Genomic DNA, 15,364 nt, shown 5'->3' with positions numbered 1-15,364 from the left:
TGGTTGAACCCGCCTTCTTGGGACAGGGTTCAGCTCTGCCGGGGGGAATGAGCACCAGGTACCCCCTGCGTAAATTCCTTACGAAAGAGGTTGCCGATGCCGTTGTTCCCCAAACGCCTGCTGCTGCCCGCAGCGGCCGTGGCCCTGGGCCTGTCCCTCGCCTCCTGCTCGGCCGGGGGTTCGGGCGGTCCGTCAGCCGAATCATCGGCGGACGCCGGCGATACGGCACAAACGCCCTCACGGAACACCTCGACGCAGGCAGCCGACATTGACGTCAACAACATTGGCGACACCGTCACCGTGTCCATGAGCAAGGGCAACGTAGCGAGCGTCACGGTCGTCGCCGTCGAGGAAGCCGAATCCGTGGCAGCCCGGAGCAGCACCACCATGCCGGAAAAGGGCTTCCAAAGGGTTCAGGTCATCTGGAAAACGGAAGAAGGCGTTACTGACGCCCGTTCCACCAATTTCACCTTCATGGACTCGGAAGGCCGCTTCAATGCGGCCGAAGCTCTATACATTGACGAAGGCACCCTGTGGGCCGACGGCGTTGCCGCCGGGGAAGAGGTAACCGGTTACCTCACCTTCGACGTCGAGGACGGACCGCACACCCTGATCCTGTCCGACAGCGAGCGCGAGGACGTCGCGCATTTCAAGATGCCCTAGCAGGACCTCTCGGCCGGTGCCGGGTAGACATAATGCGGCGGTCCCGCCGCACGACCATCTCATATGGGGGAAAGATGCAAGGACAGCAGGAAAACAACAACGGCTTCAATGCCTATCCGCCGGCGCCGGAGCCGGCTTCGCCGCCGGTGCCGCCTGGACCAATGGGTGCTCCTCAGGGCATGCCGGGAGCCCCGGTCGCCTATGGTGCTCCCGGAGCCTATGGTGCCCCCGGAGCCTATGGTGCCCCCGGAGCCTATGGTGCCCCCGGAGCCTATGGTGCCCCCGGTGCTCCGGGGACCCCGGTTATGCCGCAGCGGCCGAAGCAGGTGGACTCGTCCTTCTGGTTGCAGATCGTCGCCCTGGTGCTGACCGTGGTGGCCATTCCAGTCAACATTGCGGTGTTCTACGCAACGGTCAACGATGCCGGCGCCCGGGCAGATGACCCCGCCGTGGCGGTAGGCCTTGTCCTGCTGATCGCGATGGGCGTTATCTGCCTTGCCGTTAACGTACTCACTGCCGTTTTTGTCCGGAAGGGCCGCAACTGGGCCCGGATTGTGCTGACCATCTATGCCGCGCTCCATGTGGTGAGCCTCGTGACTCTGACAAACCTCCTGGCTTGGTGGGGAATCCTGGCGCTGGTTTTGGCCGCGGTGCAGCTCTACCTGACACCGGTTCCGGGGTACTTCAAGATGATGAAACAGTACCGGCTGCAGCAGAAGGCCGGTCTGGCTCCTTAGTCCGCGGCCAGCTCCGGAAATCCCAACGACGACGGCGCCCCCTTTCGGGAGGCGCCGTCGTTTTGTGCTGGCTGACTTTTGTGTGTCCGCACTGCACCCGCTGCCGGGAAGGGGACGTAGCCGGCTGGGTCAGTTCCCGAAGGAGCCCAGGAGGAAATGCCGGTTCGCTTCTGCGCGTTCCATCAGCTCCTCCCCCGTGAAGTACTTCCGGTCAAACTCCTCCCATTCGCCGACAAACATGGTCCACTCGCCGTCGACGCACACCGGCCAGCAGCGGCGGACCCAGTTGAGCTTTTCACGGACATTGTTGCGGTTGTCCGGTTCGGTGCTGGTGTACTGCAGGACAGTGCAGTTGTGGATCAGCTGCTCCTTGTCGGCATCCCGTTTCAGGAACTCTTCATCGCTCCAGCGTTCCAGGACCAAGCGCGTGGCCCACATGAATTCTCCGTGGGTCACCAGCAGGACATTGTCCCGGGCGTTTTCCCGGTGCAGGGTGCTGAGGATGTTCCGGACACGGTTCTCGGCGACGTTGGCAATGGATTCCCCCGCCGGAGGGGCCCAGTACAGCGGGTCGCTGTCGCGGTACGCAGCATTCTGCGAATACTTCTGCGCGAAATCCTGCTTCGACATGGACCCTATCTCGCCCCAGGAACGCTCACGGATCACCCGGTTCTCCTCCCAGCGCACATCCAGCCCCAGATGGGCGGCGGTCTCGCGGGTCCGGGTGTAGACCGAGACCATGGCGCGGTCGAACTGGACATTCTGTTCCGCGATCCATGCTCCGGCGACCTTTGCCTGCTGCACGCCGAGGTCCGTGAGCCGCCAGGAGCGGTCCGGGACGGTCATCGTCTCTTCGGTATACAGGCTCGGGTCCCCGGCCTTGGCTGCCCGCTGCATCACATTCGCTTCACTCTGTCCGTGGCGAACGAGGAAGAGGTTCCGGGGCATGACCATGGAGGGCTCCTGATAGGTGGGACGACTATTTTGCGCTAGTACATCCTAAAGGCCGGGGGTCGGTTGCCTAACCGCAACCGGGCAGGAGTTGAATGGGAACCGCCGTGGCAATAAGATTCAGTGTCCGGCAAAGGGTCGGGTGTCAAGGGTGGCCCGCGGAAAGCGGGCATCTGGAACGCGAGGTGTGGGCATGTCTGGCCGGATTCTCTATGTGACACGACGGGTTGGCCTCGTCGCGGCACATATCCTGGTTTATGCCCTGATTTGGCTTGGACTGGCGGCGCTCATCGCCGCCGTGGGCATCCGCTTCTTCTGGGGTGAAATCTCCGTCGGGCAGATGCTCATGAACCTCGTTTCCGTGGAGACCGACGGCGGCGGCGGGGCCATTGTATGGATCGGCATCCTGGGCATCGGTGTTGTCCCCCTCCTGATCACCGTCGCCATCGCCCTGTGGCGCTCCTCGAGGCGCCGCCGTCGCCTTCGCAACGGCAACCCGGACTCCCGTGGCACGCAGCCGTTCATGCGGCCCCTCTCCACGCTCCTGGTGGCCGCGGTGGTCCTTGCCGGTACCACCGCCTTCGCTACCACCGTGGGTTTGGGCGACTACATCAAGGCGGCGAACTCCAAGTACGACGTCGGTGACTACTACGTGGAGCCCACGGTCACCAGCGCGGATCAGAAGCGCAACCTTGTGGTCATCTACCTCGAGTCCGGCGAAGCGACGCTGGAGGACGACCAGCTTTTTGAAAAGGACGCGTTCGCGCCCCTGAAGGAAGCCACGAAGGCCGAAGAGGGCTGGCAGACCGTGGCCGATTTCCAGCAGTACGAAGGCGGCGGATGGACCATGGCCGGCCTCGCGTCCACCCAGTGCGGCATCCCCCTGAAGGGCAACGGGGCAGGCGGAGGAAGTGCCACCGACAACGGGATCGATGAGGGGGCCGAAACGTACCTGGGCGGTGCCACCTGCGTGGGCGACGTCCTGGACGAGCAAGGCTACACCAACGTCTTCCTGGGCGGCGCCAATCCTTCTTTCGCGGCCAAGGACACCTTCCTGTACAGCCACGGTTATTCCGCGGTCAAGGGCCTCTCCGATTGGCGGGCTGCCGGCGAACCGGAGGAAAACTTCCGCAAGGACTGGGGCTTGAGCGACCAACGCCTGATGGCCCATGCCAGGGACACCCTGGACGACCTCCACGCCGAAGCTGAGAAGACGGGCCGGCCGTTCAACCTCACCATGCTGACGCTGGACACGCACGAACCTGTGCACATCTACGACTACTGCGACGTGGACACGGACAGCGAGGTCACGTCGGTCTTCTCCTGCTCCATGACCCAGGTGGCCTCATTCACCGGGTACATGAAGGAGCAGGGCTACCTCGACGACACCGCAGTGGTGATCATGGGCGACCACCTCAAGCACATGAGTGCCGGGGACGCTTTCCACGAGCAGCTGGACGACCACGAGAACCGGACCATCTTCAACCGGATCTGGGTTCCGGGCGAGACGCCGGCGAACAGTACGCTGCGCGCCGGCTCTGACCAGCTGAACATGTACCCCACCATCCTGGAGGCAGCAGGCCTCACCCTCGAGCGCGGAGAGGCCGGACTGGGCGTATCGGCCTTCACCACGGAGTTTCCCGGAAGTTCGGCGCAGGCCATGGACCAGGAGGCCTACACGGAGCTGCTGGAGTCACTTTCCCCGCGGTTCTATGCCAAGGCCTGGGCCGGGGCTGGCACCCAGCAGTAGCTCCGGCCGATCCTGAAACCGTTCCGGGTGGGGGTAGTCGTGCCCGAGGTTGAGGAAGACGTCGTCTTCCGAACTGCCGCCGCCGGATTGAGGGCCGCAGACGCGCTGCGTCGTCAAAGAAAAACCCCTCCTGACCGAGCGTATTGCCGATCAGGAGGGGTTTCGTGGAGCCCCCTGCCGGATTCGAACCGGCGACCCCCTGTTTACAAGACAGGTGCTCTGGCCAACTGAGCTAAGGGGGCGTGCTGGCGGTCGAACAGACCCGCCATTCACGCAGCCGTTGCCAGCCGGATATACCAACCGGAGAAACGGCGCTAGACAAGATTAGCCCAGAGCGCCCGTCCCCGTGAAACCGGATGTGTTTCACGGGGAACGGACGCCGGGTGGCTCCTGTTACTTGTTGGCGTCGATTGCCGCCTGGACCGTTTCCACGAAGGTGTTCAGGTCGGCTTCGCTGCCGTTGACAAAGGCGGTAGGCGTGCCGGAAATGCCGTCGATCCGCGCCATCTGGTCCGCGTACTTCACGAAGGGACGGTAGGTGCCGTCGTCGATGCAGGATTCCACCGCGTCGGCGTCCGCGCCGGCGGCAGCGGCCATGTCCACCAGTCCGGCGTTATCCACCTCGCCGTTGGCGTGCTGGGCAAAGATGGCCTTCATGAAGTCCCAGTAGGACTCGGGGCTCTCGGAGGCAACACAGGCTGCGGCATTGGCACCGCGTGAGGAGTAGTTGGTGGGCGAGCCGCCGTCCAAAAACGCGACCGTGCGGTACTCGTACGTGATCTCGCCGGCGTCGAGCCACTTGGCGATCTGATCGTCGTAAGTTGCAGCGAAATCAGCGCAGTGCACGCAGTTGATGTCGACGTACTCCACCAGCGGGATAGGCTGGCCCGGCTCGCCCGCGGTGATGCCCGGCGGGACCGGTGCATTTTCATCCGCCTGGTCCGGAGCTTCGCCGAGGGAATCCACGTCGACGTCGAACGGCTCGGTGGGTTCCAGCGCGCTGGTCGAGGTCAGGGTGAAGCCGCCGTACTGGTTGGCGTTCGCCGGCGATTCCCCGCTGGAGGGAACCTTGCTGTTGACGTTGTTGACCACAATTGCCGCCACGAGGGCAACCACTGCAAGGATTGCTACCACCACGCCCCAGCGGATCAGGAGCCGGTTGCGGTGTTCCTTCTTCTGCTGCGCCTCGCGCATGGCGCGGGCCTGTTCGCGCGCAGCAGCAGTCCGCTCCGACTTGGTCGGCTTAAGATTCCGGTCAGTCATAGTTCCTCATGTCTCTCAACGCCGGCCGCGTTTCCGGGGCCTCTGGGCACATCTCCAAGTGTAGGCGGAACATACAACCCGCCCGTTGGCCAACGCCCGGGGACGGTACAAAGTTTCCGCGCTTCGATAGAGTGGCAATATACGACTAACCAACTAAGGGGTGCCATTCGTGAACGCTGAGGCCGATCCGAGCAGCAAGGGCGACGTGCCGGACGGGTATGGCGACTTCGATTTCATCGTGGTTTCCAACCGGCTCCCTGTGGACCGGGTAAGCACCGACGACGGCGAGGCGTGGCGCCGCTCCCCCGGAGGGCTGGTCACCGCACTTGCGCCGGTGATGGCCAAGGCGGACGGGGCCTGGGTGGGCTGGCCGGGTGCCCCCGACGAAACCGTGGAACCGTTTGACCACGACAACATGCACCTGAAGCCGGTCCCGCTGAGCACCGACGAGGTGGAGCTCTACTATGAGGGCTTCTCCAACGCCACGCTCTGGCCCCTCTACCACGACGTCATTGCCACACCGGAGTTCCACCGCACCTGGTGGGATGCCTACCGCACCGTGAACCGCCGGTTCGCCGACGCCGCCGCCTCCGTGGCAGCGGAGGGCGCCACCGTGTGGGTTCAGGATTACCAGCTGCAGCTTGTTCCGCAGCTGCTGCGCAAGGCACGGCCGGACCTGAAGATCGGCTTCTTCAACCACATTCCCTTCCCGCCGCTGGAAATCTTCGCCCAGCTGCCCTGGCGCCGGAACATTATTGAAGGCCTGCTCGGCGCTGACTTGATCGGCTTCCAGCGGCCCTCGGATGCCAGCAACTTCCTGCGCTGCGTCCGCCGCTTCGCGGGCTACACCATCCGCCAGCAGCAGGTGCACGTCACCACGGAGGACGGGCTGTCCTACGTTTCCCGCGCTGAAGCGTTCCCCATCTCCATTGACGCTGCGCAGATCGCGGAACTGGCCCAGCGCGAAGACATTATTGAACGCTCCAAGCAGATTCGCCGTGAACTGGGCAACCCGGACACCGTGATGCTGGGCGTGGACCGGCTGGACTACACCAAGGGCATCAGCCACCGGCTCAAGGCCTACGGGGAACTCCTGGAAGACGGCGAAATCACCGTCGAGAACGCTTCGATGATCCAGGTCGCCAGCCCCTCCCGCGAGCGCGTGGAACAGTACCGCCTGCTGCGCGAGGAGGTGGAGGGCACCGTGGGCCGGATCAGCGGCACCTACGACACCATCTCCAATACCGCGCTGCGCTACCTTCACCACAGCTATCCGGTGGAGGAAATGGTGGCGCTCTACCTGGCCGCCGACGTAATGCTGGTTACTGCCCTTCGGGACGGCATGAATCTGGTGGCCAAGGAGTACGTGGCCGCCCGCACGGGCAACACCGGTGCGCTGGTCCTCTCGGAGTTCACCGGTGCCGCCGATCAGCTGCGGCAGGCTGTGCTGGTCAATCCGCACGATATTGACGGCCTGAAGGCCTCCATTCTCACGGCCATGAACATGCCGGCCCGTGAGGCCAGCCGCCGGATGCGGCTGATGCGCCGGCAGGTACTGCAGAACGACGTCGAACGCTGGTCCCGGAACTTCCTGGACGCGCTCGAACAGGACCAGGACCGGGAGGACTAATGATCGATCCTGCCCTGCAGGAAGCATTGGAAGCGCTGGCACAGACCCAAAAGCTGCTGGTGGCGGTGGACTTCGACGGCACGCTTTCGCCGCTGGTGGAACGGGCAGAAGACGCCCGGCCGCTGGAAGGTTCCGCGGCTGCTGTACGGGCGCTGGCAGCCCTGCCCCGGACGGATACCGCGCTGATTTCCGGACGTGCCCTGGACAGCCTGCGCAGCGTGGCCTCCCCCGACCCGGAGACCCTGCTGATCGGCAGCCACGGCGCTGAGACCTGGACGGGGCCCAACGCCGAACCGCTGCAGTTGACCCCCGAGCAGGCGCAGCTGCTGGACCGCGCCCGCGCGGCCGTGGAATCCGTGGCCGCCCTGCACCCGGGTTCCCGGCTGGAAGACAAGCCGGCCGGGGTCGTCCTGCATACCCGCGGCATGGAAGCCGTGGTCGCTGTGGAGGCCACCGACGCGGTCCGGCGCGAATTGCAGCTGCTGGACGGAGTGCAGGTCACGGACGGCAAGTCGGTGCTGGAGGCTTCCGTGGTCCACACCAACAAAGGCGAAGGCATCACGGCGCTGCGGGAACTGACCGGTGCGACGGCGGTGCTCTTTGCCGGCGACGACGTCACGGACGAGCGCGGGTTCGAGGCGCTGGTGCCGGGTGATGTCGGCGTGAAGGTGGGCGAGGGCGCCACATCGGCCGCACACCGCGCAGCATCCCCTGAAGCCTTCACCGAGGTGCTGGAGGAACTGGTGCGGCTGCGCCGCGCCGCCGTCGGCCGATAACGCCCGCAACTCCTGCGCCCAGCGGCACGAAACGTATGCAATACTGACCCTGTGAACCAGCTCACAGCATCGTTGTCGATGCCTGCCGCTGGTTCATGACCTCAACTACATAGCTCTCCATTCACAACGGATCGTCGGGCACGTACCTGCCCGTGAAGGGAAATACCATGGCAACGGTAACGTTTGACCAGGCCACACGCCTGTACCCGGGGACGGAACGCCCCGCGGTTGACAACCTCAGCCTCGAAATCGCCGACGGCGAGTTCCTGGTTCTCGTAGGCCCCTCGGGCTGCGGAAAATCCACCTCGCTGCGCATGCTCGCAGGGCTCGAAGACGTGAATTCCGGCCGGATCCTCATCGGTGACCGCGACGTCACCGATGTTCCGCCCAAGGACCGCGACATCGCCATGGTTTTCCAGAACTACGCGCTGTACCCGCACATGACCGTCGCGGACAACATGGGCTTCGCCCTGAAGATCGCAGGCATTGGCAAGGAAGAGCGGATGGAACGCGTCCGCGAGGCTGCGAAGCTGCTGGACCTCGAGGACTATCTGGACCGCAAGCCGAAGGCACTCTCCGGCGGCCAGCGCCAGCGGGTGGCCATGGGGCGAGCCATTGTGCGTAATCCGCAGGTCTTCCTGATGGATGAGCCGCTGTCCAACCTGGATGCCAAGCTGCGAGTGCAGACCCGCACCCAGATCGCTTCCCTGACCCGCCGCCTCGGGGTCACCACCGTCTACGTCACCCACGACCAGGTTGAGGCCATGACCATGGGCGACCGGGTAGCGGTGCTCAAGGACGGAATCCTGCAGCAGGTCGATACCCCGCGTAACCTGTACGACCACCCCAAGAACGTGTTCGTGGCCGGCTTCATCGGTTCCCCGGCCATGAACCTCCTCGAGCTGCCCGTGGTGGACCGCGGCGTCGCGTTCGGCGGCGCGGTGTACCCGGTGGAAAGTGCCGTCCTCGGCCAGGCTGCCGGCAACACGGTGACCCTGGGCGTGCGGCCCGAAGACCTGGAACTCGTCACCGAGGGCGAAGGCCTGCGGGTTGACGTGGACGTGGTCGAGGAACTCGGCGCGGACGCCTACGTGTACGGCCACACCACGCTGGACGGCAACGAGCACGTTATTGTGGTCCGCGTTGACGGACGTCGTCCTCCGATGAAGGGCGACACCCTCCACGTACGTCCGCAGAAGGGCCATGTGCACCTCTTCGACACCTCCAGCGGAGAACGGCTGGCGGAACAGGCATAAGCGTCCTCAGAAAAATATGCGGTGGCTCCCTTGCTCAACTAAACTTTTGGGTGGGGAGCCACCGCTTTTTCGTTACCGCTTGCTCTAGACGTAAGGGCTTTCGCCTATGACAGATTCCGCTTCCGCCAACTGGCAGAACGAACCCACTGACTGGGACCAGGCCGGCAAGCTGCCCCGCACCACACGCGCCTCAACTGACCGGATCAATACCCTTGGTTCGCTGAACATCACGGCAGCCTCGATGGACCCCGCCCTGCTGGATCTGCCCTGGCACATCCCGCTGGAGGAATGGCCCAAGGAAAACCTTGCCGCCCTCCCCCGCGGCATCTCCCGCCACGTGGTGCGCTTTGCCCGGCTGGGTGACTCCCTCATCGCCATCAAGGAAACCAGCGAGCACGTGGCGCGGCAGGAGTACCACATGCTGCGCAAGCTCCGCCGGCTCAATGTCCCGGCCGTGGCCCCGGTGGCAGTCATCACCGGGCGCTTGGACCCCAACGGGGAAGAACTGCAGCCCGTCCTCGTGACCCGGCACCTGCGTTTTTCCCTGCCCTACCGTGCTGTCTTCTCCCAGACCCTCCGGGAAGTCACCCTGACCCGGCTGATCGATGCTCAGGCGTTGCTGCTGGTACGCCTGCACCTGGCGGGTTTCTACTGGGGCGATGTATCCCTGTCCAACACCCTGTTCCGGCGCGACGCCGGAGCGTTTGCCGCCTACCTGGTGGATGCAGAAACCGGGGAGCTATACCCCGAGCTCTCCAAAGGGCAGCGCGAATACGACCTTGAAATTGCCCGGGTCAACATTGCCGGGGAGCTCATGGACCTGGCCGAAGGCGGCCTGATCGAAGAGTCGGTGGACCCGCTGGCCACCAGCGAACGGATCATGGACTCCTACCGCGGACTCTGGGCAGAGCTGACCGAGCAGGAATCCTTCGGGCTGGCGGACCGCTGGCGGGTGGACGCCCGAATCCGGCGGCTGAATGACCTGGGCTTCGACGTCGACGAGCTCTCCATCAGCACGACGCCGGACGGCTCCCAGGTCCAACTGCAGCCCAAGGTGGTCGACGCCGGCCATCATCAGCGCCGGTTGCTGCAGCTGACGGGTATTGATGCCCAGGAAAATCAGGCCCGCCGGCTGCTCAATGACATGGATTCCTACCGGGCGACCAGCCACCCGGAGCTGGATGAGGAGCTGAGCGCCCACCTGTGGGTCACGCAGGTTTTTGAACCGATTGTCAAAGCTGTTCCCCGGGACCTGGGCAGCAAGCTGGAAGCGGCTGAAGTAGTCCATGAGGTGCTCGAACACCGCTGGTACATGTCCGAGAAAGCCAACCGGAATGTGCCCATGGCCGAGGCCGTGCAGTCCTATATGGACACCATCCTGCGTCACCGGCGCGATGAAGCGGCCATCCTGCTCAGCACCGACACCCGGACCATGGAGATCCTTGACGCGGGTGGAGCCCCTTCCTAGGTCGGGGCTCAGGCGACGGCGGAGGCCAGTGGCGACGGCGGAGGTCAGTGGCGACGGCGGAGGTCAGTGGCGACGGCGGAGGTCAGTGGCGACGGCGGAGGTCAGTAACCGTAGCTGGGCGCGGAGAGCGCAACAATGATGACGACAATGATGTAAATGATGAAAAGCGCGGTCAACAGGCTGCCAATCACGATGCCCGCCACGGCCATTCCGTTGCTCATACCCGCCTTTCGCGACTGCTTCAAGCCGATGATGCTCAAGATAAGCCCCACGAGCGGTGCGAAAAACGAGGTGATGAGCCCGGCCAGGCCCAGGGACTGACCCGGGTTGATTGGCGGCTGGCCGTATGAGGGGTAGGCGCCCGGCTGGCCGTATGAGGGGTAGGCGCCCTGCTGGCCGTAAGCGGGATAACCCGGCTGCTGGCCGTACGGCTGCTGCCCGTACCCGGACTGATCCTGCTCACCGTAGCCAGGATACGGCTGCTGCACGTAACCGGACTGGTCCTGCTCGCCGTAGCCGGGATAACCGGGCTGCTGACCGTACGGCTGCTGACCGTAACCGTACTGATCTGCGTTGGCCGGTTTGCCGCCGTCCGGCGCGTTCCCCTGCTGCCACTCCGGCTTGTTCTCTGACACGAGGCTTTCCCCTTGGAATAGGTGTACGCAGCACAGGGCGAATAGTTCCTGCGCAGGACGTCAGTGTGACGTAGCCCAATCCTAGCCAACACCCGCAAGCGGCCCTTAGCAGGGTGAGCTTAATCTCCTGTGACCTTCTACGCGCAGTCCGGACTAGAGCTGGCAGGAGTCGTTAAATGGAAATGTACCCCCTGCCCTTTCTCCGGACCCTAGAAGGAGCCGCCAGATGGAGAACCAATTGGCTGAAACCTTCAGCCGTCCCGACCTGCGCCTGGTCCCCGTCCACGAGGCGACAGCCTCACGCGAATGGTGGCGCTCTTCAGTGATCTACCAGATCTACCCCCGCTCGTTCCGGGACCTGCGCGGGGACGGCGTGGGAGACCTGCAGGGCATCACCGCAGAACTCGGAACACTGGCAGAACTGGACATCGACGCCGTCTGGCTATCCCCGTTCTACCGCTCCCCGCAGAAGGACGCCGGCTACGATGTTGCCGATTACTGCTCCGTGGATCCCATGTTCGGCACCCTGGAGGATTTTGACGCCCTCGTCGCCGAAGCCGGCCGGCACGGCATCCGCGTCATCGTGGATCTGGTCCCCAACCACTGCTCCGACCAACATCCGCTCTTCCAAGCCGCCCTTGCCTCCGGCCCTGGTTCCCCCGAACGGGACATGTTTGTTTTCCGCGACGGCACCGGAGAGCGCGGCGAAAACCCGCCCAACAACTGGCAGTCCCACTTCGGCGGCCCCGCCTGGACCCGCGTCACCGAAGCGGACGGGATGCCCGGTCAGTGGTACCTGCACCTCTTTGATACCTCCCAGCCGGATTTCAACTGGGACTCGCCGGCCGTGCATGCCGAGTTTGAACGCATCCTGCGCTTCTGGCTGGATCGCGGCGTCGGCGGCTTCCGCGTGGACGTGGCCCACGCCCTGATCAAGAAATCCGGGCTGCCCGACTGGGGCGGCCGCGCCGACGGGTCCTCCTCCGAGGGCTACCCCGGAGCCGAGGCCCCCATGTTCGGACAGCCCGGCATCCATGACATTTACCGGTCCTGGCGGAAAATCCTTGACTCTTACGACGGAGACCGGGTGCTGTGCGCCGAAGCGACCATCGACCCGATAGACCGGCTGACCGACTGGGTTCGGCCGGACGAAATGCACCAGACCTTCAATTTCGCCTACCTGCACCACCGGTGGGACGCACCGGACCTCCGGCACGTCATCGAGTCCTCGCTGCGCGCCTTCGACAAAGTGGGAGCCCCCACCACCTGGGTGCTCTCCAACCACGACGTCGTTCGGCACACCAGCCGCTTCGGCCTGACCGGAGCCGGACCGCGGACCGGCGACGGGCTTGGACCCCTCGACGAACAGCCCAACATGGAACTCGGCCTGGCCCGGGCGCGGGCCGCTACGCTGCTGATGCTCGGACTGCCAGGCGGTGTATACCTGTATCAGGGCGAAGAACTGGGCCTGCCGGACCACACCCTGCTTCCCAACGAGTTCCGCCAGGATCCCACCTTCCACCGCACCGCCGGCGAACGGGTGGGTCGGGACGGAAACCGGGTGCCGCTGCCATGGAAGGCCAACCGGCCCAGCTACGGATTCAGCGATGCAGGAAAGACGTGGCTGCCGCAGCCGCCCATCTGGGGCAGGCATTCCCGGGACATTCAGCAGCACAACCCCGAATCCACGCTGCACATGTACCGCAGAGCTCTGTCTTTGCGCCGGGAGCTGCGTCTGGGCGACGGCTCGCTGGCGTGGTGGCCGGAGCACGACGCCGAGGGGCTGGTTGCCTTTGTTAACGGCGGCATCCTAGTGGCCATGAACATGGGTGAATTCCCCGTGCAACTGCCCCACCTTCCGCTGCTGCTGGGCAGCGCCGGCGACGCCCTGGAAGGCGACCGGCTGCGCCCGAACCGCACCGTATGGATGCGTCTGGATCCGTAGGCGGTTCCGTGCGGCGCTCCCTGCACCTCTGCCCATCGCTGGAGCGAAGCCCCCGCCTGCAACTAAACCCCCGGAACGGCTTTGCCCGGATTGAGAATTCCGGCCGGGTCGAACAGCGTTTTGACCCGGCGCTGGAGCTCGAGCAGCTCCGCTGCCTGTTCTTCCGGCAGCCAGCGCAGCTTGAACTGGCCTATCCCGTGTTCACCGGTGATAGTGCCGCCCAGCGCCAGCGCAACGCGGATGGACTCGTCCAACGCCGCGTCCAGGCGCTGTCGGCCGTCCGTATCGCCGTCCTGCACCCAGAAGGTCGGGTGCAGGTTTCCGTCTCCGGCATGCGCCACCACCTTCAGGTTCACCCGGTGGTCCGCTGCCATGCGCTCAAGCTCTGCCACGTACCGGACCAGGGATGAACGCGGGACGGCGACGTCCTCACCGACCCGCACGCGCCCGGTTACGGGGTCCCCTCGGCTGTGCCGGCGCAATTCGACCAGGTGCTCCGCCTCTTCCGAGCCTTCCATCGTGACGCTTCCGCCCAGTTCGGTGAGCACGGAACGCACCACCTGCGCCTCGGCGTCAGCGCCGAACCCATCCGTTTGAACCAGCAGAAGGGCATCACCCCGGTGCCGCAGGCTGCTGCCGTGCACCTCGTCCAGGGCCAGCAGCGTGGCGCCGTCCAGCAGTTCAAGGATGGCGGGCTGCACCCGTTGGGCGCCAATGGCGAGAACGCCTGCCGCCGCCGTCGGAAAGTCCGGGAAAAACGCAGCGATGGTGCAGGATTGGACCGGCATATACCGCAGCCGCACGGTGATGCCCACGATAACCCCCAAGGTGCCCTCCGAACCGGTGAACAGCCCCGTGAGGTCGTAGCCGGCCACGCCCTTAAAGGTCCGGTGTCCGGTGCTGATCAGCGTTCCGTCCGCGAGGACAACGTCCAGGCGGAGTACGGCATCGCGGGTTACTCCGTACTTCGCGCAGCGCAGTCCCCCGGCATTGGTTGCCACGTTGCCGCCGATGGTGGAAATCCGGTAGCTCGCCGGGTCCGGGGCATACATCAACCCGTGACCTGCGGCCGCGGTGCTCAGGTCCGCATTGATAACACCGGGTTCGACGACGGCGGTCTCGTCCTCGGCGTTTAGTTCCAGGATCCGGTTCATCCGCTCCAGGCTCAGGACGATGCACCCGGGCGTAGCGTGCGCCCCGCCGGACACTCCGGTGCCGGCTCCGCGGGTCACCACAGGCGTGCCGCTTTCCGTGGCCCAGCGCATCACCGCCTGGACATCCCGAACGCTTGTTGCCCACACAACGGCCAACGGCTCGATGTATTCAAGGACCGGGCCCTGATCCGTGGCATACATCGCCCGGATCTCCGGCGATGTATCTACGTGCAGCCCGGGGCCGGCGAGGGGCAGGTTCTGCAAGGCATCCAGGGACATGCCAGCAGACTACCGCGCGCCCATGAACCTCGCGTAGCGGTCCAGTATCTCTTCCCACTCGCCGTTGATCCGCTCGTATTCTTCGGCAGGTTCCGGCAGCCGCTCCAGTCCGCCGTGGCGGACGGTCACCTTGGTGCTTCCATCGGCATCCGGCGTGAACTCGACCCGTACGTCGGTAGGGATTCGGGGGCTATGGCCGGCCACCCAGTCCATTTCCAAGCTGTTGTCCGGCTCCTTGGTTCGCACCGTGGCCCACACCGCTGTTTCGCCGTCGGGTCCGGTTTCGGTCAGCACACCGCCCTCAAACTCGGGGTGGGTTCCCTCGCCAAACTCGGTCAGGTCTTCCGGCCACCACAGGTGCAGGTAGTCGGTGAAACCGTTAAAGGCCTCGTGCTGGTCCCGAGGCACCCGGCAGGAGGCAACTACCTCTGCAACGGCGGCCCGGGAAGCACCGTCGGCGGGGACGGAAACGGGTTCCTCCGCATGGGAAAACAAGGAAAAGCTCATGCCTTCCACCCTATCGCCACGGCCGCGGGGCTTCGAAAAGTCAGGGCACCGGAAGGCCGCCCAGGAATCGTTTGACGGGTTAAACAGGTGAGGCCCGTACCAACACTGGTACGGGCCCCACCCCACAAATTGTCCGGCGGTGACCTACTCTCCCACACCCTCCCGGATGCAGTACCATCGGCGCTGTGGGTCTTAGCTTCCGGGTTCGGAATGGGACCGGGCGTTTCCCCCACGCTATGACCGCCGTAACCCTTCCACCCGCACCACACACCCAAAACAACCAGGCATGCGTGGGGAAAACAATGGTCACGAACATCAAACAGACGTAAGCAATATTCAAATATAGTGTT

Annotated in this window: 13 protein-coding genes, 1 tRNA gene and 1 rRNA gene; 8 read left to right on the top strand and 7 right to left on the bottom strand. The window is 64.7% G+C overall.

Features of this window, described 5'->3' with window-relative positions; genetic code table 11:
- Window positions 1-96 precede the first annotated feature (96 nt).
- Window positions 97-663: a DUF4352 domain-containing protein gene (locus tag QNN98_RS10685; RefSeq protein WP_283997019.1), complete on the top strand. Its 567-nt coding sequence runs from the start codon at window positions 97-99 to the stop codon at window positions 661-663.
- Window positions 664-968: 305 nt separating this feature from the next.
- A complete protein-coding gene (locus QNN98_RS10680) occupies window positions 969-1,400 on the top strand; it encodes a hypothetical protein (protein WP_227927397.1) in 432 nt (143 codons plus the stop codon).
- A gap of 129 nt (window positions 1,401-1,529) precedes the next feature.
- Here QNN98_RS10680 and QNN98_RS10675 read toward each other — a convergent pair whose 3' ends face one another.
- On the bottom strand, window positions 1,530-2,354 hold the full coding sequence (locus tag QNN98_RS10675; RefSeq protein ID WP_227913574.1) for a histidine phosphatase family protein: 825 nt from the start codon (window positions 2,352-2,354) through the stop codon (window positions 1,530-1,532).
- A gap of 190 nt (window positions 2,355-2,544) precedes the next feature.
- Between QNN98_RS10675 and QNN98_RS10670 the strand changes: the two genes are divergently transcribed.
- Window positions 2,545-4,101: an LTA synthase family protein gene (locus QNN98_RS10670; RefSeq protein ID WP_283997016.1), complete on the top strand. Its 1,557-nt coding sequence runs from the start codon at window positions 2,545-2,547 to the stop codon at window positions 4,099-4,101.
- A 165-nt stretch (window positions 4,102-4,266) separates the two neighbouring features.
- Here QNN98_RS10670 and QNN98_RS10665 read toward each other — a convergent pair.
- Window positions 4,267-4,343: transfer RNA gene (locus QNN98_RS10665), tRNA-Thr, on the bottom strand.
- A 151-nt stretch (window positions 4,344-4,494) separates the two neighbouring features.
- The gene (locus tag QNN98_RS10660; RefSeq protein WP_227927379.1) at window positions 4,495-5,364 is read right to left on the bottom strand and encodes a DsbA family protein; all 870 of its coding nucleotides are present in this window, start codon (window positions 5,362-5,364) and stop codon (window positions 4,495-4,497) included.
- Between the two features lie 169 nt (window positions 5,365-5,533).
- Here QNN98_RS10660 and QNN98_RS10655 point away from each other — a divergent pair, with 169 nt between their 5' ends.
- The 4 genes from QNN98_RS10655 to QNN98_RS10640 all read left to right on the top strand — a co-directional run bounded on the left by QNN98_RS10655 (window position 5,534) and on the right by QNN98_RS10640 (window position 10,494).
- A complete protein-coding gene (locus tag QNN98_RS10655) occupies window positions 5,534-6,994 on the top strand; it encodes an alpha,alpha-trehalose-phosphate synthase (UDP-forming) (RefSeq protein ID WP_227913577.1) in 1,461 nt (486 codons plus the stop codon).
- Window positions 6,994-7,770 carry a trehalose-phosphatase gene (gene otsB, locus QNN98_RS10650; protein WP_283997015.1) on the top strand — a complete coding sequence of 259 codons (777 nt, stop codon included), beginning with the start codon at window positions 6,994-6,996 and terminating at the stop codon, window positions 7,768-7,770. The genes QNN98_RS10655 and otsB overlap by 1 nt, the downstream gene beginning before the upstream one ends.
- A gap of 167 nt (window positions 7,771-7,937) precedes the next feature.
- A complete protein-coding gene (locus QNN98_RS10645) occupies window positions 7,938-9,026 on the top strand; it encodes an ABC transporter ATP-binding protein (RefSeq protein ID WP_227927377.1) in 1,089 nt (362 codons plus the stop codon).
- A 106-nt stretch (window positions 9,027-9,132) separates the two neighbouring features.
- Complete coding sequence (locus QNN98_RS10640) at window positions 9,133-10,494, top strand: DUF4032 domain-containing protein (protein ID WP_283997014.1); 1,362 nt, start codon at window positions 9,133-9,135, stop codon at window positions 10,492-10,494.
- 101 nt (window positions 10,495-10,595) lie between these two features.
- Here the strand turns inward: QNN98_RS10640 and QNN98_RS10635 are convergent, their stop codons facing one another.
- On the bottom strand, window positions 10,596-11,129 hold the full coding sequence (locus QNN98_RS10635) for a DUF4190 domain-containing protein (RefSeq protein WP_283997013.1): 534 nt from the start codon (window positions 11,127-11,129) through the stop codon (window positions 10,596-10,598).
- 226 nt (window positions 11,130-11,355) lie between these two features.
- Here QNN98_RS10635 and QNN98_RS10630 point away from each other — a divergent pair, with 226 nt between their 5' ends.
- On the top strand, window positions 11,356-13,074 hold the full coding sequence (locus QNN98_RS10630; protein WP_283997012.1) for a glycoside hydrolase family 13 protein: 1,719 nt from the start codon (window positions 11,356-11,358) through the stop codon (window positions 13,072-13,074).
- 62 nt (window positions 13,075-13,136) lie between these two features.
- Here QNN98_RS10630 and QNN98_RS10625 read toward each other — a convergent pair whose 3' ends face one another.
- The 3 genes from QNN98_RS10625 to rrf all read right to left on the bottom strand — a co-directional run bounded on the left by QNN98_RS10625 (window position 13,137) and on the right by rrf (window position 15,262).
- Window positions 13,137-14,507 carry an FAD-binding oxidoreductase gene (locus QNN98_RS10625; RefSeq protein WP_283997011.1) on the bottom strand — a complete coding sequence of 457 codons (1,371 nt, stop codon included), beginning with the start codon at window positions 14,505-14,507 and terminating at the stop codon, window positions 13,137-13,139.
- 9 nt (window positions 14,508-14,516) lie between these two features.
- A complete protein-coding gene (locus QNN98_RS10620) occupies window positions 14,517-15,014 on the bottom strand; it encodes an SRPBCC domain-containing protein (RefSeq protein ID WP_227913584.1) in 498 nt (165 codons plus the stop codon).
- A 131-nt stretch (window positions 15,015-15,145) separates the two neighbouring features.
- Window positions 15,146-15,262: ribosomal RNA gene (gene rrf, locus QNN98_RS10615) — 5S ribosomal RNA — on the bottom strand.
- Between the last annotated feature and the right edge of the window lie 102 nt (window positions 15,263-15,364).

It is taken from the genome of Arthrobacter sp. zg-Y1143 (genome assembly GCF_030125565.1).
Lineage (GTDB): Bacteria > Actinomycetota > Actinomycetes > Actinomycetales > Micrococcaceae > Arthrobacter_B.
This window is presented reverse-complemented; position numbering and strand designations above follow the sequence as displayed.

Coding starts and splice junctions, on each gene's coding strand:
- QNN98_RS10685 (WP_283997019.1), top strand. CDS start 97: ATGCCGTTGTTCCCCAAACGCCTGCTGCTGCCCGCAGCGGCCGTGGCC.
- QNN98_RS10680 (WP_227927397.1), top strand. CDS start 969: ATGCCGCAGCGGCCGAAGCAGGTGGACTCGTCCTTCTGGTTGCAGATC.
- QNN98_RS10675 (WP_227913574.1), bottom strand. CDS start 2,354: ATGGTCATGCCCCGGAACCTCTTCCTCGTTCGCCACGGACAGAGTGAA.
- QNN98_RS10670 (WP_283997016.1), top strand. CDS start 2,545: ATGTCTGGCCGGATTCTCTATGTGACACGACGGGTTGGCCTCGTCGCG.
- QNN98_RS10660 (WP_227927379.1), bottom strand. CDS start 5,364: ATGACTGACCGGAATCTTAAGCCGACCAAGTCGGAGCGGACTGCTGCT.
- otsB (WP_283997015.1), top strand. CDS start 6,994: ATGATCGATCCTGCCCTGCAGGAAGCATTGGAAGCGCTGGCACAGACC.
- QNN98_RS10645 (WP_227927377.1), top strand. CDS start 7,938: ATGGCAACGGTAACGTTTGACCAGGCCACACGCCTGTACCCGGGGACG.
- QNN98_RS10640 (WP_283997014.1), top strand. CDS start 9,133: ATGACAGATTCCGCTTCCGCCAACTGGCAGAACGAACCCACTGACTGG.
- QNN98_RS10630 (WP_283997012.1), top strand. CDS start 11,356: ATGGAGAACCAATTGGCTGAAACCTTCAGCCGTCCCGACCTGCGCCTG.
- QNN98_RS10625 (WP_283997011.1), bottom strand. CDS start 14,507: ATGTCCCTGGATGCCTTGCAGAACCTGCCCCTCGCCGGCCCCGGGCTG.
- QNN98_RS10620 (WP_227913584.1), bottom strand. CDS start 15,014: ATGAGCTTTTCCTTGTTTTCCCATGCGGAGGAACCCGTTTCCGTCCCC.